The sequence below is a fragment of the Microbulbifer regidiadema (SeqCode) genome, from assembly GCF_052466995.1.
Genome location: NZ_CP174297.1, coordinates 3,009,321 through 3,029,445, shown reverse-complemented (window position 1 = coordinate 3,029,445; position 20,125 = coordinate 3,009,321). Strand labels below are relative to the sequence as shown.

Sequence of the window (20,125 nt, the reverse complement as noted above, 5' to 3'; positions counted from 1 at the left end):
TCAGCTTTTCCATTTTCGGCACAAGGATGCCGCTTATCGCACCCTAACAATAATAGGAGAGGTGTTATGGACAGAGCTTGCCAGTCGATTTCCAACCCCATATTTTTCCCCCCTCATCTGCTCGCGGGTTACGCGAAAGGCCTGGGCTATGCCGCAGCGACAACTGCGGGGTTACTTTTTTTGATGAGCCAGCTGGTGGCAACGGATATTGAGGAGCCGGCAGTGCAATCGCTAGCGCCGATAAAGCCGATACATATGCCGAAGCAGGTGATCATTACGGAAAACTATGAGGCACCTGCGCCACCACAAAAAGTGATTGAACAGCCGACTATGCGGACTGAGGAAACTGAGGTAGTGCCGGTCAAAATAGATGTAGTGATTGGTACACCCACGCCAGTCACTGCCACGGGAGTGCAAATATCTCGCGATCCCCCGCCGGTCTATAAAGCGAAACCGCGCTACCCGAATGCCGCATTGCGCAGGGGGATTGAGGGCTATGTGGTTGTGGAATTCACCGTGACTAAAACAGGCGCGGTGCGCGATGCCCGTGTGGTTGGAGGTTACGATTCCAAAGGCAACCCCACGAATGTGTTTAATCGCTCCGCCATCGCGGCGGCAGAGCGCTTTAAATACCGCCCGCAAATGGAGGACGGCCAAGCGGTTGAGCGCTACGGGGTGCGCAATCGGATTAGCTATAAATTGGCGGAATAAAAAAACGGCCCTCAGGGGCCGTTTTTTAGCGCAGCTTAATCAGTCAATTTCTCTCACCGCGCCCCGGTCCGCGCTGGTGGCGAGCATGGCATAGGCCTTTAGTGCCTTGCTCACCTTGCGGGGGCGCTCTGCGACAGGTTTCCAGCCGCTGGGGCTCGCGTCCATTTCCCGGCGGCGCTTGTCGAGTTCATCTTCCTCTATAGCGATCTCAATTTTTCTCGCCGGGATATCGATACGTATTGGGTCGCCATTGCGCACCAGGGCGATATTCCCCCCAGCGGCCGCCTCCGGTGATACATGTCCGATAGAGAGGCCCGAGGTGCCGCCGGAGAAGCGGCCATCGGTAATTAATGCGCAGTGCTCCCCGAGCCCTTTGGACTTCAGGTAACTGGTGGGATAGAGCATCTCCTGCATACCGGGTCCACCTTTGGGGCCCTCGTAGCGAACGATAACCGCCTCGCCTTTGCTGACTTTTCCCGCGAGGATATTGGCAACGGCCTCCTCCTGACTCTCCACGATATGGGCGGGGCCCTCAAACTTCCACAGCGACTCATCGACGCCGGAGGTCTTCACCACGCAGCCATTGGGGGCCAGATTGCCAAACAGCACAGCGAGCCCGCCCTCTGCGGAGTAGGCGTATTCTGCCGAGCGGATACAGCCGCGCTGGCGATCGGCATCCAGAGTGGACCATCGGCAGTCCTGGCTGAAAGCGGTTTGGGTGGGGATACCTGCGGGCCCTGCGCGGTAGAACTCGAGCACAGACGGGTCGTCAGTGCGGCAAATATCCCAGCGGGCCAGGGCATCGGCGAGTGAGCCGCCGTAAGCCGTGGGTTGAGAGGCGTCGATAAGCCCGGCGGCCTCCAATTCGCCCAGGATCGCCATAACACCGCCGGCGCGGTGTACATCTTCTACATGGTATTTCTCGGTATTCGGGGCCACCTTGCACAGCTGCGGTACTTCGCGGGAGAGGCGGTCGATATCTTCCAGGGTGAAGTCAATCTCCCCCTCCTGGGCGGTGGCCAGCAGGTGCAGGATCGTATTGGTGGAGCCTCCCATGGCGATATCGAGTGCCATGGCATTGCGGAAGGCGGTTTGGTTGGCGATATTGCGCGGCAGGGCAGTCTCGTCATCCTGTTCGTAATAGCGTTTGGTCAGGGTTACGATCTCGCGGCCAGCGCGCAGGAATAGCTCTTTGCGGTCGGCGTGGGTCGCCAGCATAGTGCCGTTGCCGGGCAGTGACAGGCCCAGCGCCTCGGTCAGGCAGTTCATGGAGTTGGCCGTGAACATACCGGAGCAGGAGCCGCAGGTGGGGCAGGCGGAGCGCTCGTACTCGGCTACCTCCTCATCGGAGGCCGTATCTGTGGCGGCGATCACCATAGCGTCCACCAGGTCGAGCTTGTGGTCGGCCAGTTTGGTTTTGCCGGCCTCCATGGGGCCGCCGGAGACAAAGATTACCGGAATATTCAGGCGCATAGCGGCCATCATCATGCCCGGGGTGATCTTGTCACAGTTGGAGATACAAACCAGGGCGTCGGCGCAGTGGGCATTGACCATGTATTCCACGGAGTCGGCGATAATTTCGCGGCTGGGCAGGCTGTAGAGCATACCGTCGTGCCCCATGGCAATACCGTCGTCCACCGCGATGGTATTGAATTCCTTCGCCACACCACCGGCGCGCTCAATCTCCCTGGCGACAAGCTGCCCCATATCCTTGAGGTGCACATGTCCGGGGACAAACTGGGTAAAAGAGTTGGCAATGGCAATAATCGGCTTGTGGAAGTCCTCATCCGTCATACCGGTGGCGCGCCACAAGGCGCGGGCTCCGGCCATATTGCGACCGGCGGTAGAGGTGCGGGAGCGGTATTGGGGCATAGTCACAGATTCCAGCTGGCAACAATGAATGTGCCAGCTTAACAAGAAACGGATTTTTCTGGGATGTTTTTGCGCCTTAACGATCCATAAAAGGAAAATTAAGGATAAACATCTCAATCCCTATGGCTCTGTGGGCTAGGTCTTGCCCAGGTGTTTGCGCAGGATTCTCGAGTTGCGCTGGATGTTGTATAGGGATTTTCGCGCCGCTGGCAGTTCGCTGATACCCACCTGCTCAAAGCCCTGCTCGATAAACCAGTGCTCGGTCTGGGTGGTGAGAACGTAGAGCTCATCGACATCCACCGCTTGCGCCTGTCGTTCTAGGTGGCGCATCAGCTTGGCGCCGCGCCCACCGCCGCGAAACTCCGGGTGGCTGGCGAGGCAGGCGATTTCAGCTGCCGTGGTTGTGCCCTGGTCATCCCGAATGGGGTAGAGAGCGGCGCAGGCCACCGGGGTACCGTCTACTTCCACGAGTGTGAAGTGCTCAATTTCCGCCTCGAGTTTCTCGCGGGAGCGCCGCACCAGTACGCCCTCTTTTTCCAGCGGGCGGATCAGGCCGAGAATACCGCCCACATCGGTAATTCGCGCTCTGCGCACCACCTCGTAACTGTCCCGGTAAATCATGGTGCCGGCGCCCTCGCGGCGAAACAGCTCCTGAATTAAGGCGCCGTTTTGGCGAAAACTGAGCAGGTGAGTGCGTGCAATGCCGGCATTGCAGGCGCGAATCGCGCAGCGCAGCGCGGCGCTTGGCACCCTGGATGAAACCTGTTCGGCTTGCAATATGCTCAGCTCGTGTACGGCATTTCCGTCCACTTGGAGCTGTTCGGGCTCGCGAAATAGCACCAGTTTTTCGGCGCGCAGCACTCTGGAAGCCTCGGCGGCCAGGTCGAGGTAATTGATATTGAAGAGCTCCCCGGTCAGGGAGGTGCCCAGGGGAGAGAGGAGGACCAGGGCGCCCTGGTCCAGGGTCTGCTCCAGGGTGCCGACATCCATACGCCTTACGGTGCCGGTCCAGCCCAGGTCTACGCCATCCAAAACTCCGCTGGGGCGGGCGGTGACAAAATTGCCCGAGACCACCTTGAGCGCTGAGCGCGCCATGGGGGAGTCCGGTAGCCCCTGGGAAAACGCGGCTTCAATATCGAAGCGCAGTTTGCCCACTACGGATTTAACCACCTCCAAAGTCTCGCGGTCGGTAACGCGCTGGCTCTCGTGAAATCGATTTTCAATACCGCGCTGGTCCAGATCCCGATTGATCTGTTCCCGCGCGCCGTGCACAACAACCAAGCGCACGCCGAGGCTGGCGAGCAGGGCCATATCGTGGACCAGATTGCGGAAGTTGGTGTGTTCCAAAGCGTTGCCGGGAATACCGATGACCAGAGTGCGACCGCGCAGGTCGTTGATGTAGGGCGCCGCGTGGCGGAACCAGTTCAGGGAGGCGTTATCGTCGCTCACTAATTATTACCGTGTGCAAGTCTTGTGATGTTATAGCCCCGGAGGCAGCGCAGGCTTATTACAGGCAGAAGCGGCCAATTAAGTCGCGCAGAATATTGACCATAGGGTTGATACGATCCAGGGCGAGAAATTCGTCCGGCTGATGGGCTTGATCAATATCGCCGGGGCCCAGCACGATAGTGTCAATATTCAAACTCTTCAAGTAGGGGGCCTCGGTGCCAAAGGCGACACTTTCCGCAGGGTGGCCACAGAGCTGCTCTGCGGCCTTTACCAACTCGGAGTGGGCATCCTGCTCAAAGGGCTCGGTACCGGGAAATAAAGAGGTTACCGCCACCTGAATTTTAGGGTCCTGTGGAATGGTGAGGATGCGCCGGTTTAACTCTTCCCGCAGGTCTGTGAGTTGCATCCCCGGCAGCGGGCGAATATCAAACTGAAGCTCTGTGTGGCCGCAGATTCGATTGGGGTTGTCACCCCCATGGATACAGCCCAGATTCATTGTGGGCACGGGAACGGTAAACCCGGGGTTATTGTATTTCTGCTGCCACTCCTGGCGCAGGGTTAACAGCTCGCCGACGACTTTATGCATGGCTTCGAGCGCGCTGGCTCCCAGGCTGGGGTCCGATGAGTGGCCGGATTGCCCGGTAATGCGCACCGCCTCCATCATTACGCCTTTGTGCATGCGGATCGGGCGGAGTCCGGTGGGCTCGCCGATCACGGCGTAGCGCGCTCGGGGCTTGCCGGCCTCGACCAGGGCGCGGGCGCCGCTCATACTGGTCTCTTCATCGGCGGTGGCGAGGATAATCAGCGGCTTTTGCAGCGGCTTGTGGAGAAAAGTCTGCACGGCCTCTATCACCAGGGGGAAAAATCCCTTCATGTCACTGGTGCCGAGACCATAAAAGCGGTTATCGCGCTCTACAACTTTAAAGGGGTCCGATTGCCAGCGGTTTGCATCAAAGGGGACCGTGTCGGTATGCCCGGACAGGACGAGGCCGCCATCACCACCGCTGCTCCCCGCAAGTGTGGCGATCATATTGGCTTTATTGGGCGAGCCCTTGAGCGGCATTATCTCGACTGTGAAGCCGAGTGTTTCCAGCCAGCCGCCCAGAAGCTCGACTACCGGGCGATTGCCCATATCCAGAGAGGGGTCTGTCGCACTGATACTGGGACAGGCGATCAATTGGTGTAATTGGGTTTTCAGGTCAGGTACTGCGATACTCGCCATGGTGATGCTCCCTATTCTTATAGCGCCATTCATTCAGGATAACGGCGGCCCCGATCAGGCCTCCCCCCAGTGCGAGGCGGGCCAGATCGGCATCCCGGTTCCAGATTAACAGATTGACCAGAAGGCCCGCAGGAATCAGGGCATTGTTCATCGCCGCCAGGGTGCCGGTGGAAACCTGTGTGGCGCCCTTATTCCATAAAAAGTAGCCCAGGCCCGACGCCGCCAACCCCAGCCAGAGTAGCACCCCCCACTGCTGCAAACCCTGTGGGTACTGCGGCTTTCCAAACAGGAACCAAGCTGTCAGCGTGACCAGGCTGGCGCCGATAAAAAACCAGGCGAAGGTTTGTCGCGGCGGCAGGGCCTGCTCGCCGGACATCAGGCGCTTGTATGCGACCTGTCCCAGGGCAAAACACAGATTGGCGCCCTGGACGACCGCAAAGCCGAGCCAGAAATCGCTGCTGGGAGAGCCCCAGCGAATCGTGGCGGCCCCCAATACGGCGACGGCGGCGATAGTGAGGTTCCAGGGAGAGATGTGCCTGTTTAGGAGGTCTTCAAGGGCGGTGATATACAGGGGGGTGAAAATGGTAAAGAGTAATACCTCGGGAACACTGAGCAGCAGGAATGACTGGTAGTAAAACAAATACATCAGTCCCAGCTGCACCGCGCCGATTACGATTAAGTGGATGGCGGTGCGGGGAGGGCAGTCCCTCCATCTCAGCATGGGCAGAAATACGGCGCTAGCTAGCAGCACCCGAGTCATTGCCGAAAAATAGCTGTCCACCTGTCCGGCCAGGTAGACACCGATCAGGCTGAAAGAAAAGGCCCACAGCAGTGTGACGAACAACAGTAATGGCATCGGGGATAATTCGCAGGCATAGATGGATCGGCGGGCTTGGCCCGGCTTATTGCCCTAAATACTACTGCCGCTGGAGAAAAATAGATATCGACAGGAGAGACCGCAGTCGGTTGTTTTAGTTGGGGGCAGGGGCACAAAAAAGGGGGCTAAAGCCCCCTTGATATATGTGCTCTGTGTGCTACTTCAGTATCAGCCGAACAGGCCTTTAAAGAAGTAGAAGAACAGGATCGCAATACCCGCGCCCGCTGGCAGGGTAACGACCCAGGAGGCGGCGATCGTGGTGATCATACGCAGGTTGAGGGCGCCGATGCCCCGCGCCAGGCCGACGCCCAATACCGCGCCCACCAGGGTGTGGGTGGTGGAGATCGGCAGGCCGGTACCGGAGGCCAGTACTACGGTGGAGGCCGCACCCAGCTCGGCAGCGAAGCCGCGGCTCGGTGTCAGTTCGGTGATTTTTTTACCGATAGTGGCCATTACCTTGAAGCCGTAAGTCGCCAGGCCCACTACGATACCGACACCACCGAGCAGCAGTATCCACGAGGGCATGGTGGACTTCGCGGTGATAGCGCCGCTCTGGATGGTATTGACTACCGCCGCCAGAGGGCCGACGGCGTTGGCCACGTCGTTGGAGCCGTGGGCGAAGGCCATGGCACAGGCGGTGAAGATCATCAGAATCGCAAATACGCGCTCGACGTTGGCGAAACGGTTTTCCTCTTCCGCCGCCGGGTCGCGCTGAACGCGCTTGAGCATGGCGACACCGATACCGGCAACAGCGAGGCCCACCAGGGCGGCGATACCCGCATCCTGAATAAAGCTGAGCTGGATATTGGCATCTTTAAGCACGTGCTTGAGACCCTTGGTAAGGGTCACCATCGCAATCATCCAGCCCACGGCAAACATGTAGAAGGGGATGTAGCGCTTGGCGTTGTTGAAGGGGTCTTCCGTATCCAGGATCAGGCGCTGAACACTGCGGAATAGCATAAAGGATATGGTGCCCGCGAGTACCGGGGAGACCACCCAGCTGGCCACAATGCTGCCCACTTTGCCCCAGGATACCGCGTCTGCGGAGATACCCACCGCAGAGAAGCCGACAATGGCGCCGACAATAGAGTGGGTGGTGGATACCGGCCAGCCGAGGATACTGGCGACCAGTAGCCAGGTGCCCGCCGCCAGCAGTGCGGAAAGCATACCGTACACCAGCAAATGCGGCTGGTCGGCGAAAATCTCCGAATCGATAATGCCTTTGCGGATGGTTGCGGTAACCTCTCCGCCGGCCAAGTAGGCGCCGGCAAACTCAAAGATCATGGCGATCACAATCGCCTGTTTGATAGTCAGAGCACGGGAGCCAACGGAGGTCCCCATCGCGTTGGCCACGTCGTTGGCACCGACGCCCCAGGCCATAAAGAAGCCCGCGACACAGGCCAAAATCAATAAAATATGGCCGTATTGACTAATAATTTCCACGCCAAACCCCCTAACGTGCTAACAACAACTGCAATCGGTTACCCACGCTGTGGGCGCGATCGGCGAGTTCACCGATCCATTCAATAATCCGGTAGAGGAACATAACGTCCACCGGAGGTAAGTCTTTTTCAATGGCAAACAGTGACGCGCGGATCTCGACTTCGAGTTTGTCTGATTTGCGCTCCAGTTCGTCCAGCTCTTCGGTCATGCGCTTGGCGATATCCACCTCGCGCCCGGCAAAGCCGCTCTCCAGCAGTTCGTCCAGCTCGTTGATAGCGCGCAGTGCCTGTGCAGAGGTGGCGACAGCGCTCTCTACAAAGGTGGTCATCAACGATTGAAGCGGTGCGGGAATTTGCATTTTTCTCCCCACAGCCAGTCCCGCGATATCCTGCGCGGTGTTGGCCACTTCATCCTGGGCGTGCAGCAATTCCAGTAAATCGCTCCTGGATACCGGCATAAACAGGCTGTCCGGCATATGCAGGCGCAGGTCTCTCTTGATATCGTCGGCGCGGTTCTCCGAGGCAGAGATGCGCAATTGGATCTGTTCGGCCTCCTTGAGATCACCTTGAATCAGGGCCTCAAAGAAGGGAATCAGATCAGCCGATGCCTCGTGGGCCGTAGCCATATGCTTCTCGATTGGCTTAATCGGAGAGCGGCCAAATAAGTTGGCAATATTCGACAGGGCCATGGTTAGCTCCATTGCTCAGAATGCGAAAACGGCGGCATGGTACCCCAATCGGGGCAACTTCGTAACAGTGCGTTAACAGCGCACTTTCACAGCTTGATGATAGGGCTACAATGCAACGTCGCCATATGAGAATAAAGAGGTTGCCAATGGCAGAGAGCAGAGTCGCAGACCGCTTGCTGGAACTGCGCGGTTTACTCGAAGATCTGGTGGTGCAGGGCTTTGTCAGCCGAGAGGATGCCAACCGCATTGTCGGCACACCGCGCACCGCAGAACAGGCTCAGATGCACCCGCTCAGCTATATCGCCAGCTGTGATCTGGTAAATCGCAAACAGCCGGGCAGCCCGCTGGATAGTGAAACCCTCAGTGCCTGGCTGGCGGAGAGTTCCGCTCACCCCCTGTATCATATCGATCCGCTGAGGGTGAATGTGAGCGCGGTCACCGAGGTGATGAGCTTCCAGTTTGCCAAGCGCCACCAGATCCTCTGCGTCGAGGCGGGGGCTGACGAACTGCTGGTGGCAACGGCGCAGCCGTTTACCCACGGTTGGGAGGAGCAGCTGGAACACACCAGCGGCCGCAAGGTGCGGCGCGTGGTGGCGGATCCGGCCGATATCAAGCGGCACTGTGTCGAGTTTTACTCCCTCTCCAATTCAATCTCCGGTGCCAGTGGCCTAAAGGGCACCTCAGCGGCCAATAATTTTGAGCAGCTGTTGGAGTTGGGCGCCTTAAAAGATCCGGAAGCCAACGATCAGCACATCGTCAATATTGTCGACTGGCTGTTGCAGCACGCCTTTGATCAGCGCGCCAGTGATATCCATATTGAGCCGCGCCGGGAGGTGGGGCGCATTCGCTTTCGTATCGATGGGGTGTTGCACCCGATTCACGAGCTGCCAGATCAGGTGAACGCGGCGGTTACCAGTCGCCTGAAGATTCTCGGCCGCATGAATGTGGCGGAGAAGCGCAAACCCCAGGATGGCCGCATCAAGACCAAGAGGCCCGATGGCAGCGAGGTGGAGTTGCGCCTCTCGACGCTGCCCACCGCCTTCGGTGAGAAGCTGGTTATGCGGATCTTTGATCCGGAGGTGTTGGCGCGCTCCTACTCTGATCTGGGGCTTGGGGGAGAGGACCTGGCGCGCTGGCGGGGGATGCTGTCACGCCCCAACGGTATTGTGCTGGTTACCGGCCCCACCGGTTCGGGCAAGACCACGACCCTGTATACCGGCCTCAAGCAGCTGGCCACCAGCGCGGTGAATGTCTCCACCGTTGAAGACCCTATCGAAATGGTGGAGGAGAGCTTTAACCAGACCCAGGTCCACCACGGGATCGGCTTCGATTTTGCTGCGGGAATCAGAACCCTGATGCGCCAGGACCCGGATATCATTATGGTTGGTGAGATCCGCGACCTGGAAACTGCGCAGATGGCGGTTCAGGCGGCGCTGACCGGCCATCTGGTGATCTCCACCCTGCACACCAATGACGCCCCTACCGCAGTTACCCGCCTGCTGGACCTGGGCTTGCCGCACTATTTGTTGAAGTCCACCATCCTCGGGGTGATGGCCCAGCGCCTGGTGCGCACACTATGTCCCAACTGCAAGCAGGAGGACAAAATTGAAGAGGCCGACTGGCAGTCTCTGGTAAAACCCTGGAGAGCGCCGCTGCCGGAGAAGGTCTACCGGCCGGAAGGTTGCCTGGAGTGCCGCAATACCGGCTATCGCGGGCGCCAGGGGATTTATGAAATCCTGCCGTTTAGCGAACCGGTACAAGCTATAGTCACCTCCGATTGCGATCTGCAACAGCTGCGACGCCAGGCGATGCGCGAGGGTATGAACAGCCTGAGGCTTTCCGGTGCGAAAAAAGTGGCGGCGGGCCTGACCACTGTGGCAGAGGTGCTGCGCGTGGCTCCGCCGCCGGATATCGCCTTCTAGCCTCTCTGGCGCATCGCTTTGACTGGGGTGGGAGCTCACGGCTCTAGAGGCAGCTTGGCTCCGCCGCGTATAGTTACTCACTCTCACCGCGAGCTGCGCTATGCCCGCAGCTCAGCAGAACTACCCGCTGATATCAGCGCCAAGGATTGTCCCCCATGTTCGACCATATCCAGTGCCCAGCCCCCATTCGCAGCCAACTCCAGTCACTGTGGCGTGACTGGAGCGAGGGGGCAGAGGCCGCACTGGTGCTTGAGGTGGAGGGCTTGCTGGCAGATTTGTCCCTGGCGCAGGGCGTGGCCCGAAGCTTTATGGGGTCAGAGTTTTTTTATCAGCAGTGCTGTCGCCGCCCCGAGCTGTTGCGCGATCTGTTACTCAACCGGGACCTGGGCCTCGCCCTGCCGGCCATCGAGAGCGATGAGGCGCTGGATCTGCAATTGCGTCTGCTGCGCAACCGGGCAACGGCTGAAGTGATATTTCGCGATTTTGCCGGGCAGTGGGAGATCCCCCGGGTATGTCTGCGCCTGAGCGAGTTGGCGGAGTTGTCTATTCGCACCGCGATGCACTGGCACCACGGGAAGCTGGTCGAACGCTATGGCGAGCCCCGCAGTAGAGCGGGCGAGGCCCAGTCGATGGTGGTGTTGGGGATGGGCAAACTGGGTGCCGGCGAACTCAATCTCTCCTCGGATATCGACCTGATTTTTGCCTACCCCGAGCCCGGTTATACCGATGGTGACAAGAGCCTAGAGAATCAGCAGTTCTTCCAAAAGCTGGGGCAGCGCCTGATTAAGTCCCTCGATGCGATAAATTCTGACGGCTTTGTGTTCCGCGTGGATATGCGGCTGCGCCCCTACGGAGACAGCGGCCCCCTGGTGAGCCACTTTGCGGCGCTGGAGGATTACTACCAGACCCAGGGGCGAGAATGGGAGCGCTACGCCATGGTAAAGGCGCGCCCGGTTGCCGGCGGGGAGGCGTTTGCCGAGGAATTGATGGAGCTGTTGCGCCCATTTACCTATCGCCGCTATATCGACTTTAGTGCTATTGACGCTTTGCGTGAAATGAAGGCACTGATACAGCGCCAGGTGCGCGCGCGGGGCCTGACGGACAATATTAAACTCGGCCGGGGTGGCATTCGCGAATTGGAGTTTATCGCCCAGGCCTTCCAGTTAATTCGCGGCGGGCGCGAGCCGGCTCTGCGCGAGCGCAGCCTGCTCAAGCTGTTGCCCCTGCTGGAGCGCGACGGCCATGTCGAGCCGGGTGTCGCGGGGAAATTGACGGACTGTTACCTGCTGCTGCGGAGAGTTGAGCACGCTCTTCAAGCTTACCGGGATCAACAGACCCAGGCACTGCCGCCAGAGGCGGAGGCCAGGGAAAAGTTGGCATTTGCCCTGGGGCGCGATAACTGGGCGCAGCTGGAACGTGAGTTGATCGCGGTCCGCGCGCTGGTCGAGCGGGAGTTCGATACGGTGATAGCGCCGCCGGAGGAGCTGGCCACCCCCAGTGTGGCCGAGGAGTGGCAGGGGCTGTGGGCAAGCTGCGGCGATGAAGCTGCGAATGAAGAGAATTTACACTGTTTGGCCGGTGCGGGTTTTCTTCCGCAGCAGCAGGCGCTCGAGCATTTAAAAGAGCTGTGCCAATCGGCCATGGTAGTAGCGCTGCCGGCCTCTTCGCGCGCGCGCCTGGATCAGTTTATGCCCACGTTACTGGCGGCAGCGGGGTTGCAGGATGATCCCCTACTAGTACTCACCCGTGTTTTGCCACTGGTGCGCTCAGTGTTGCGCCGCAGCGCCTATCTCGTCCTGATTAATGAAAACCCCCCGGTACTCAACCAGCTGGTGCGCCTTTGCAGTGCCAGCCCGTGGATTGCCGAGCAACTGGCCCGCCACCCTATTTTGCTGGATGAATTACTGGATTCCCGCCGCTTATTGGCACCGGCTAGCGCAGCAGATATCGCCAATGAATTGCGCCTCGAGTTGTTGCGGATCGATCCGGAAGATCTGGAGTTACAAATGGAGGCGCTGCGTTATTTTAAGCAGAGCCAGAGTCTGCGTATTGCCGCTCAAGAGGTCAGCGGCGCCCTGCCACTGATGAAGGTCAGTGACTCCCTCACTTGGCTGGCGGAGGCGATCTTGCAACAGTCGCTGCAACTCGCCTGGGCGCAGATGGTGGATAAATACGGCGTGCCGGCGGGAGCCTCGGCAGAGGATATGCGCTTTGCCATTATCGCCTATGGAAAGCTGGGTGGATTGGAGCTGGGCCACGGTTCCGATTTGGATATCGTTTTTGTACACGATGCGGAGGCGATGCAGGTTACCGACGGCAAAACCAGCATTGATAACCTGAGCTTTTTTACCCGTTTGGCACAGCGACTTATCCACATATTGCAGACCCGCACGCTGAGCGGCCCCCTGTACGAAGTGGATACAAGGTTGCGGCCCTCCGGTAATTCCGGGCTCTTGGTGACCTCCATGGCGGCCTTTGACAAGTACCAGCGGGAGAGTGCCTGGACCTGGGAGCACCAGGCGCTGGTGCGGGCCCGCCCGGTTGCCGGCAGCACCCGGCTCAGCGAGTCGTTTCAACAGTTGCGTACGAAATTGCTTTGCCAGTCGCGAAAGAGCGATAAATTGCGCGATGAGGTGGTGGAAATGCGCAATAAAATGCGTGCGCATCTGGATAAGAGCAACGATAAAAAGTTTGACCTCAAGCACGGCGAGGGCGGTATTGTCGATATTGAATTTATGGTTCAATATGCGGCTCTGGCCTGGGCAAAAACTTCGCCCTCGATCGTGCGGTATACCGATAATATCCGCATACTCGAAAGTCTTATTGACGCGGGCCTGATGCCGGCCCAACAAGCCGGACATCTGATCGATGCCTACAAAGCTTACCGATCTGAAGGTCATCGCCTGGCACTACAACAACGGCCAGGGATTGTGAGCGATGACCACTTCACAGCGGAAAGAAAGACCGTTCAAACAAACTGGCAGCAATTACTCGGTTAAAACTGAGCCTCTAGCCGCTGCCCGATTAAACTGTTTTTCAGGATTTGTAGGAGTTACCCATGTCTTTTGCCGACCGCGACGGCGTTATCTGGTTTGATGGTGAATTGGTTCCCTGGCGCGACGCCCGGGTACACGTGCTCACTCACACCCTGCACTATGGAATGGGGGTGTTTGAAGGGGTACGCGCTTATGAGACCGGCGATGGCACCAGTATTTTTCGTTTGCAGGAGCACACCCGCCGGCTGTTTCGCTCTGCGAAAATAATGAATATCCCCATGCCTTACAGCGCCGATGAGCTGAATGAAGCTCAGCGCTTGGTGGTGCGCGAGAACAATTTGCGTCAGGCCTATCTGCGGCCAATGGTATTTTACGGGTCAGAGGGAATGGGACTGCGTGCGGACAACCTGACCACTCACGTGATAGTCGCCTCCTGGGAATGGCCCAGCTATATGAGCCCCGAGGCTCTGGAGCAGGGGATCAAAGTGAATACCTCCTCGTATACCCGGCACCATGTGAATATCAGCATGTGTAAAGCCAAGGCCAACGGCAACTATATAAATTCGATGCTGGCGCTACAGGAAGCGGTGCGCAATGGTTGCGAAGAGGCGTTGCTGCTGGACCCGGAGGGATATGTAGCCGAGGGGAGCGGTGAGAATATTTTTGTGGTGAGCGATGGGATTATCTATACCCCTGAGTTGACCTCCTGCCTGGATGGTATTACCCGCGATACGGTTATTGAGTTGGCGCGGGAGTGTGGCTATCGGGTTGTGGAGAAGCGTATAACCCGGGATGAGGTCTATATCGCCGATGAGGCCTTCTTTACCGGTACGGCAGCGGAAGTATTGCCGATTAGTGAATTGGATGGGCGCGCTATCGGCAGTGGGCGTCGCGGCCCTATTACCCGGCGTTTGCAAAATCTCTATTTTGATGTGGTACAGGGGCGCAGTGCCGCACACCGGGGCTGGCTCAGTGATGTGGCCGGCCAGACAGAGATGAAAATGCGCATAGCGTGATCGAAACAATAAAAAACCCGGCATCTGCCGGGTTTTTTATTTTGAGCGCGATTGGCTTAGTGGGCGCGGGTGGTATCCGGGCGCCCTACGCAGTAGTAATCAAAGCCGGCCTCGCGCATCTCCTCGGGCTCATACTGGTTGCGCCCGTCAAAGACCACCGGGGTACTGAGAGCGCTGCTGACTTCATCGACATCGAGAGATTTAAACTGCTGCCACTCGGTGGCGACAATCAGGGCATCGGCGCCCTGCAAGGCCTCTGTTTTGGAGTCGCATAAGATCAGGTCTTCGCGATCGCCAAAAATGCGCTGGCACTCCTCTATTGCCTCGGGGTCAAAGGCCCGCACCTTCGCTCCCTGCTCCCACAGGCGTGCCAACAGTACCCGGCTGGGCGCTTCGCGCATATCGTCCGTATTGGGTTTAAAAGACAGGCCCCAAAGTGCGAAAGTCTTGCCCTGAATATCTCCGTTGAAGTGGTTCAGGATTTTTTCCACGAGGTAGTGCTTCTGGCGCTCGTTGCGGGACTCCACAGCGGCGAGAATATCTGCCGCAATACCCAGCTGTTGTGCCGAGGAGATCAGGGCTTTCACGTCTTTCGGGAAGCAGGAGCCACCGTAGCCGATACCGGCGTAAATAAACTGATAGCCAACTCGCGGATCTGAACCGATGCCGGCCCGCACCGCTTCGATATCGGCGCCCACCTTATCGGCAATATTGGCCATTTCATTCATAAAGCTGATTTTGGTTGCCAGCATACAGTTGGCGGCGTACTTGGTCAGCTCCGCACTCTTAACATCCATCACCAGGATTTTTTCGTGATTGCGGTTAAATGGCGCGTAGAGGTGGCGCAGTTTCTGCTCTGATTCTGCTTCGGAGGTGCCGATAATAATTCGGTCCGGGCGCATACAGTCATTGAGCGCCGACCCCTCTTTGAGGAATTCGGGGTTGGAAATAATATCGAATGGCAGATCAGTTCTGTCTCGCTTGGCCAGCTCTTCCCCAACGGCGGCCCGCACCTTATCAGCAGTGCCCACCGGTACTGTGGATTTGTTGATAATGTATTTTTTAGATTCCATGTGTTTGGCAATAGTTCTTGCAACTGTCAACACATGGCGAAGGTCCGCCGAGCCATCTTCATCGGGGGGAGTACCCACGGCGATAAAAATCAATTCCCCGTGCTCTACGCCGAAGGCGGCATCGATTGAAAATGATAGGTTGCCGCTGGTGATACTGTTTTTCACCATGGGCTCCAGGCCGGGCTCATAGATAGGGATAATGCCCTGCTTGAGGCGGTCGATTTTGTCCGAGTCTATATCGATACAAACTACTTTATTGCCAGCTTCAGCCAAGACTGCTGCTTGCACCAGGCCCACATAGCCGGTGCCAAATACGGTTACATTCATCAGTGTGACTCTTATCTCTTAGCGGTTACTGTTTTGAGGGTTACTTGCCGGGGGCATCTCGCCTTGGCTTAAGCTCTGGTTTTCGAGGCTACTTCGCGCCAGCAGAATAGCCAGGGGAATCCAGTAGAAGAACCAAATATAATTGGGTTTCACCAAAGGCTGCTGTGAATAGACCAGCATGGCCAATACACCGAACAAGAACCAGATGAAGTACAGACCGGGAATCCAGCTCAGAAGTTTCTCTTTGGATCTCACCGTCCATAGAGCTGCCAGTCCCTGCCAGGCACAAGCTGCCAGTCCCAGTAGCCCATTGAAGCGCGCGATATCCAGCAGGAAGTTATGCGGGTGCGGCACCATCCTGTTGAGTTCAATAAACTTCTTGTGTACCAGCCCCTGACCAAACAAGGGGGATTGCAGGAACTCTGCAAAGGTCTTCTGCCAGAGAGTCAGGCGAACGGAATAGGCACCACCCCGGTGTAGCAGGGGCAGGTCACCATACAGGGCAAAATAGGCCAGTGGCAGTACGCAAATGATGGCGACAACCACTAAAATTTTCAGCAGCCGCGAAAGGTTGCCGAACACGACCAAGAAGATTGAGAAGCCCGCCATAACAATAGGGACTTTGGTTTGCGACAACACTATATAGATACAGGAGGTGAGTAACCCCGCTCCCGATAGCCAGCGCCATATACGCGGCTTTTGGTAGAGGCCGTAGCAACAGAATAGGGCGTGGAAGCCAAATAGCATTCCTGTTTTATCAATATTGCCTTCGAGGGAGATACCACCAATCCGGCGCAGGTCCTGAAAACCGCCATCGAGCCAGTAAGCCGTTAGTGAGGCAATACTGGAGAGCAGGCCAATCACAATCAGTGCGAGTAATAGCTGGTGGAGAATGGCGTCGCCATACTGCTCCAATAGGAAGAATATCGCACAGTAAAACAGGGCCAGGTATACCACTAGCTTCCAGTAGTAATCTGACGGCTTATAAACATCGGCGCTATCTGGTGATGCCCACAGAGTCGATAGCGCCAGCATAACTGGCAGGCTGCAAAAAGTAATAAATTGCCAGGAAGTGAGCAGCTGGTAGTTTCTGCGCCACACCAAGAGTAAGAGCGCAGAGGGGAGCAGTGTCAGGTAGAAGCTGGTTTGTACCCCTGAAATTTTGGGGAAAACATAGTAGCCACATACCAGCAGCAACAATCCCAGAAAGGCCCATTTGAGCAATCCTGAAATCCATAGTGAGTTTTGCTGGCGGTAAACGGGCTGGGAGAGCTTGTTTAGGGGACTTCCAAATTCAGACATAGGTGCAACTGTTGGCCATGTAGAAAAGATTGTCTCAAGAGTGCGGAAATAGGTTGTAGGGGAGGGTACTATATAAAAGTCTGTTGTCCATGGGCGCTCAATTTTTGCTTTTTGGTGATACTTGTGGGGCTTTACACAAAGTGAAAGCGGACCCTGTTGGGGCTGAGCGCTTTAACGAGCCTCCTGCTATATGGGTTTGTGGAGCCCTGTCGAGGTAAGCGGGCCAGTATACTGGAGCTCCCATGGCCTTGCCACGCTAGCCGCACCGCTGAGTGCTAGGTACACTCGCCACCCCCCCGCTGTTTGAGTAGTTTAGGATTCTATCTTGCAACTGACTGTTTGGTGTTTTTTAGATGGCAATCGGGCCCATGAAAAGCAGAGTGCGGCTTTGGTTGAAGGGCTGCGCCGGCGCTATGCCGGAGAGGTACAGGCTTTTGAGATACCGCCGGAGTACACCGCCCGCCGCATTGCCCTAAAGCGGGCAGAGATGCTCGAGGGGCTGCCCGCCCCGGATTTTTTGATTGGCACCGGCCGCCGCAGTCGCCTTCCTATGTTGTCCGCCCGGCATCGGTTTGGCGGCCGCACAGTGGCTATTAACCGCCCTCAGTTGCCCTATCGCTGGTTTGATTTTGCCATTGTGCCGGAACACGATCGCCCCCCGCCCCTGGCCAATGTGATTGTGAGTCAGGGCGCGCTGACTGAACCCCTTAAAGGCGATGGGCTACAAGCCGGCAAGGGACTTATTTTATTGGGGGGCCCCAGTAAGCATTACCGCTGGGACCCGGACTCAATCCGCGATCAGGTTGAAGACTTAGTGGCTCAGCCTTTGCGCTGGTGCATTTCCGATAGTCGGCGAACGCCACCGGGCACTATGGCGCAGTTGGAAAAAAGTGGCGCAGAGCTGATTGATTGGCGCTCCTGCCCGGTGGGTTGGCTGCAAGAACAGCTGTCACAAGCGGAGAGAATCTGGGTTACTGAGGACAGCATCTCGATGCTTTTTGAGTCGCTGCAAAGTCGGGCGCAGGTGGGCGTTATCCGGGTACCGAGCCGCAGCCGCTCCAATAAGGTGCGTTCAGCGGTTCTGCGGCTTTTGGATCAGGGCTCGATCAGCGAGCAGTTTGAGCTGAAAGAGGGGGGTGAGCGTCAACCCCTGGATCAGTATCTGCTGTGTGCTCAGGCACTGTTGCGCCGCTCGGGGCTGCCAAGTCGCTAGCGCTTGAGCCCCTCGGCCTCAAATTTTCGCCAGGGGATTTCCTTGTCGGAGATCTCCCACTCGACCCTCAGCCACATACGCTCAATGCGGCGGTGGATATAGCGCTTTGCGAAGTAGCTGGAAACCTTGGGCAGAGGCAGGAAAGAAGCGCAGCCCAGCCCATCGATCAGATAGACTTGTAGCTCGCCCTGCTCTTCCCGCAGGACCAGATTGTGAGCAATCAGATTCTTGGTGAGCACTTCATATTCGAGCAGCCACTGGGAAAAGCGCTGTAGAGATGCGCGTATCTCGTCATTGAGACCGTGTTGGTTGAGGTATTGGCGCAGGGTTGGCGCTGGTTTGCCATCGCTGTCGAGGATCATATCGGTGACGGCGGCGGGGCCGAGGCTGGTGTCCTGTATTCCGTACCAGCGGGGGAGATGCTGCCAGAGTCCACTTCGATTAGCGGCTATCGCCCGCTGGCTATAGCCCTCTTGCTCGCGAAGATTGTCATCAAAATAGGACTCCCCCCGCCAAGTCTTATACCAGGGCGCGCGCCCCAATAGTTCTGCGGTCCGCCTGGGCCGCATGACCTTGACACAAATTTCCGCTTGTTCCGGATGTCGGTAGCAAAAGCGATTGCCTCCACTGGCAAACGGCTCGCTCTGGCTTAAATCAATCACTCGGGCTGGCTCCGGTACGCTCTGAGAGTAGGCTTTTGTAGATTTCAAGGGTGTGTTCGGCCTGTCTTCCCAAGGTGAAGTCGGTAGATAGGTGGGGCTTTTGTTCCGGGCTGTCGAGCAGCTCTTGAGTGCGCGCAAATAAAGCTTTTGAATCATTGATATCCACTAGCCCTTGGGGGAAGCAGGCGCGCAGTGATTCGGCCGGGCCCCCAATGTTATAACCGATGATCGGTGTGCCCATCGCGGCGGACTCTATAACGGTTCTGCCAAACGGCTCGGGTCGACGTGATAGGTTATACACCAAACTGGAGGCACTGTACCAGTGGCGGATATCACTGCGGTGGCCCACTAATGTGACGTGGTTCTCAAGCTTTAGCGCGCGAATTTTTTGCGCTAGTTCATCGGCATAGTGCTGCTTGTTCTTCTCCGCCCCGCCGAGAATGATGCCGTGGATATCGTTGCGGCACTCGGCCAATTGATGGATCAGGTCGATAAAGTCCTCCTGCCCCTTCCAGCGTGTCAGGCGCCCCGGCAGCAGTAGCCAGCGCTTGCCGGCGAGTTGGGGGAACTCCCGGTGTATTTGTTGGTACCAAGATTCCGGTGGCCGGCGCGCGGGATTGAACTCGTCGGTATCGACTCCCCGGTAGACGATTTGCGGGGGCCGCTGTAAATACTCCGCGTAATTTTCCAGTAAGTAGTTATTTACACACCCGGAAATAGCGATCACCTGTTCGGTTTTCGCCATAATCGCACTGTAGCGGTTGATGGAGTAAAGACCGTGAGCGGTGCTGACGAGACGGGGGCGCTCGGCTGGGGCTAGGTTGCGCCAGGCCAGGTAGGTTAGCCAGGCGGGCACCCTGGAGCGCACGTGGAGGATATCGGGTTTTTCGCGGGCAATAAGCTCCCGAAGCGGCCGGACCTGCAACAGACTGAGGAGCGATTTCTTGTGGATTGGCAGCTCAATATGGGTCGAGCCCTCTGCTTTGAGCTGCTCGACCATGCTTCCCCCGCTGGAGACAACGACTGATTGGTGACCGCCTGCCACCAGGAAGCGAGCGAGATCAAGGGTTCCCCTCTCGACTCCCCCAGAGTTTAGAGCGGGCAGAAGTTGCATAATTTTCATGGGGAGAGATACCAGCGGTTATAGCGTTTGTTCTTTAAATTAATTTGGATAACAGATTGTGTATTAGCGGGAAAGGTCGGGCAAAAGCGGGTGGTGTGGAGCATAGATGCCCTGATAAAACATTTGGCAAAAGTGATATTATAGACAGGTCATTCTTAAGGGTATAGGCTGATTCCCTCTTATATCCAGCCCGTATTCGATTTGTACCTGGCCGTTATCTGGAGTTTAC

Annotated in this window: 15 protein-coding genes; 5 read left to right on the top strand and 10 right to left on the bottom strand. The window is 57.3% G+C overall.

Annotated elements, in window-relative coordinates:
- The first annotated feature begins 66 nt into the window (after nucleotides 1-66).
- A complete protein-coding gene (locus tag ACJJIK_RS13170) occupies nucleotides 67-711 on the top strand; it encodes a TonB family protein (RefSeq protein ID WP_444943003.1) in 645 nt (214 codons plus the stop codon).
- A gap of 39 nt (nucleotides 712-750) precedes the next feature.
- Here the strand turns inward: ACJJIK_RS13170 and ilvD are convergent, their stop codons facing one another.
- The 6 genes from ilvD to ACJJIK_RS13140 form a co-directional block, all read right to left on the bottom strand.
- Nucleotides 751-2,583: a dihydroxy-acid dehydratase gene (gene ilvD / locus ACJJIK_RS13165; protein WP_444928759.1), complete on the bottom strand. Its 1,833-nt coding sequence runs from the start codon at nucleotides 2,581-2,583 to the stop codon at nucleotides 751-753.
- A 135-nt stretch (nucleotides 2,584-2,718) separates the two neighbouring features.
- A complete protein-coding gene (argA, locus tag ACJJIK_RS13160; protein ID WP_444943002.1) occupies nucleotides 2,719-4,032 on the bottom strand; it encodes an amino-acid N-acetyltransferase in 1,314 nt (437 codons plus the stop codon).
- A gap of 58 nt (nucleotides 4,033-4,090) precedes the next feature.
- Nucleotides 4,091-5,254, bottom strand: a complete 1,164-nt coding sequence (gene argE / locus ACJJIK_RS13155) for an acetylornithine deacetylase (RefSeq protein ID WP_444928757.1) — start codon at nucleotides 5,252-5,254, stop codon at nucleotides 4,091-4,093.
- Nucleotides 5,232-6,110 (bottom strand): carboxylate/amino acid/amine transporter, encoded by an 879-nt coding sequence (locus ACJJIK_RS13150; RefSeq protein ID WP_444928756.1) that lies wholly within the window; start codon nucleotides 6,108-6,110, stop codon nucleotides 5,232-5,234. Before ACJJIK_RS13150 ends, argE begins: the two co-directional genes overlap by 23 nt.
- 189 nt (nucleotides 6,111-6,299) lie before the next feature.
- Entirely contained in the window at nucleotides 6,300-7,574 is a 1,275-nt protein-coding gene (locus ACJJIK_RS13145) for an inorganic phosphate transporter (protein WP_444928755.1), read from the bottom strand.
- A 10-nt stretch (nucleotides 7,575-7,584) separates the two neighbouring features.
- A complete protein-coding gene (locus tag ACJJIK_RS13140; protein WP_444928754.1) occupies nucleotides 7,585-8,262 on the bottom strand; it encodes a TIGR00153 family protein in 678 nt (225 codons plus the stop codon).
- Nucleotides 8,263-8,408: 146 nt separating this feature from the next.
- On the opposite strand from ACJJIK_RS13140, the gene ACJJIK_RS13135 reads away from it, so the two are divergent.
- From ACJJIK_RS13135 to ACJJIK_RS13125, 3 genes are all read left to right on the top strand, one after another.
- Nucleotides 8,409-10,184, top strand: a complete 1,776-nt coding sequence (locus ACJJIK_RS13135) for a GspE/PulE family protein (protein ID WP_444928753.1) — start codon at nucleotides 8,409-8,411, stop codon at nucleotides 10,182-10,184.
- Nucleotides 10,185-10,339: 155 nt separating this feature from the next.
- The gene (gene glnE, locus ACJJIK_RS13130) at nucleotides 10,340-13,183 is read left to right on the top strand and encodes a bifunctional [glutamate--ammonia ligase]-adenylyl-L-tyrosine phosphorylase/[glutamate--ammonia-ligase] adenylyltransferase (protein ID WP_444943001.1); all 2,844 of its coding nucleotides are present in this window, start codon (nucleotides 10,340-10,342) and stop codon (nucleotides 13,181-13,183) included.
- Between the two features lie 59 nt (nucleotides 13,184-13,242).
- On the top strand, nucleotides 13,243-14,196 hold the full coding sequence (locus tag ACJJIK_RS13125) for a branched-chain amino acid transaminase (RefSeq protein WP_444928751.1): 954 nt from the start codon (nucleotides 13,243-13,245) through the stop codon (nucleotides 14,194-14,196).
- 56 nt (nucleotides 14,197-14,252) lie between these two features.
- Here ACJJIK_RS13125 and ACJJIK_RS13120 read toward each other — a convergent pair whose 3' ends face one another.
- Both ACJJIK_RS13120 and ACJJIK_RS13115 read right to left on the bottom strand, forming a co-directional pair.
- A complete protein-coding gene (locus ACJJIK_RS13120; RefSeq protein ID WP_444943000.1) occupies nucleotides 14,253-15,596 on the bottom strand; it encodes a UDP-glucose dehydrogenase family protein in 1,344 nt (447 codons plus the stop codon).
- Nucleotides 15,597-15,614: 18 nt separating this feature from the next.
- Nucleotides 15,615-16,898: an O-antigen ligase family protein gene (locus tag ACJJIK_RS13115; protein WP_444942999.1), complete on the bottom strand. Its 1,284-nt coding sequence runs from the start codon at nucleotides 16,896-16,898 to the stop codon at nucleotides 15,615-15,617.
- Between the two features lie 325 nt (nucleotides 16,899-17,223).
- On the opposite strand from ACJJIK_RS13115, the gene ACJJIK_RS13110 reads away from it, so the two are divergent.
- Entirely contained in the window at nucleotides 17,224-18,111 is an 888-nt protein-coding gene (locus tag ACJJIK_RS13110; protein ID WP_444928748.1) for an ELM1/GtrOC1 family putative glycosyltransferase, read from the top strand.
- Here the strand turns inward: ACJJIK_RS13110 and ACJJIK_RS13105 are convergent.
- Complete coding sequence (locus tag ACJJIK_RS13105; protein ID WP_444942998.1) at nucleotides 18,108-18,773, bottom strand: YrbL family protein; 666 nt, start codon at nucleotides 18,771-18,773, stop codon at nucleotides 18,108-18,110. The genes ACJJIK_RS13110 and ACJJIK_RS13105 overlap by 4 nt on opposite strands.
- Nucleotides 18,766-19,896, bottom strand: a complete 1,131-nt coding sequence (locus ACJJIK_RS13100; RefSeq protein WP_444928746.1) for a glycosyltransferase family 4 protein — start codon at nucleotides 19,894-19,896, stop codon at nucleotides 18,766-18,768. The genes ACJJIK_RS13105 and ACJJIK_RS13100 overlap by 8 nt, the downstream gene beginning before the upstream one ends.
- Nucleotides 19,897-20,125: the final 229 nt, after the last annotated feature.

Bases quoted from the DNA above. Each gene is read 5' to 3' on its own strand.
- ACJJIK_RS13170 (WP_444943003.1), top strand. From the start codon at position 67: ATGGACAGAGCTTGCCAGTCGATTTCCAACCCCATATTTTTCCCCCCT.
- argE (WP_444928757.1), bottom strand. From the start codon at position 5,254: ATGGCGAGTATCGCAGTACCTGACCTGAAAACCCAATTACACCAATTG.
- glnE (WP_444943001.1), top strand. From the start codon at position 10,340: ATGTTCGACCATATCCAGTGCCCAGCCCCCATTCGCAGCCAACTCCAG.
- ACJJIK_RS13115 (WP_444942999.1), bottom strand. From the start codon at position 16,898: ATGTCTGAATTTGGAAGTCCCCTAAACAAGCTCTCCCAGCCCGTTTAC.
- ACJJIK_RS13125 (WP_444928751.1), top strand. From the start codon at position 13,243: ATGTCTTTTGCCGACCGCGACGGCGTTATCTGGTTTGATGGTGAATTG.
- ilvD (WP_444928759.1), bottom strand. From the start codon at position 2,583: ATGCCCCAATACCGCTCCCGCACCTCTACCGCCGGTCGCAATATGGCC.
- ACJJIK_RS13140 (WP_444928754.1), bottom strand. From the start codon at position 8,262: ATGGCCCTGTCGAATATTGCCAACTTATTTGGCCGCTCTCCGATTAAG.
- ACJJIK_RS13150 (WP_444928756.1), bottom strand. From the start codon at position 6,110: ATGCCATTACTGTTGTTCGTCACACTGCTGTGGGCCTTTTCTTTCAGC.
- ACJJIK_RS13120 (WP_444943000.1), bottom strand. From the start codon at position 15,596: ATGAATGTAACCGTATTTGGCACCGGCTATGTGGGCCTGGTGCAAGCA.
- ACJJIK_RS13135 (WP_444928753.1), top strand. From the start codon at position 8,409: ATGGCAGAGAGCAGAGTCGCAGACCGCTTGCTGGAACTGCGCGGTTTA.
- ACJJIK_RS13100 (WP_444928746.1), bottom strand. From the start codon at position 19,896: ATGAAAATTATGCAACTTCTGCCCGCTCTAAACTCTGGGGGAGTCGAG.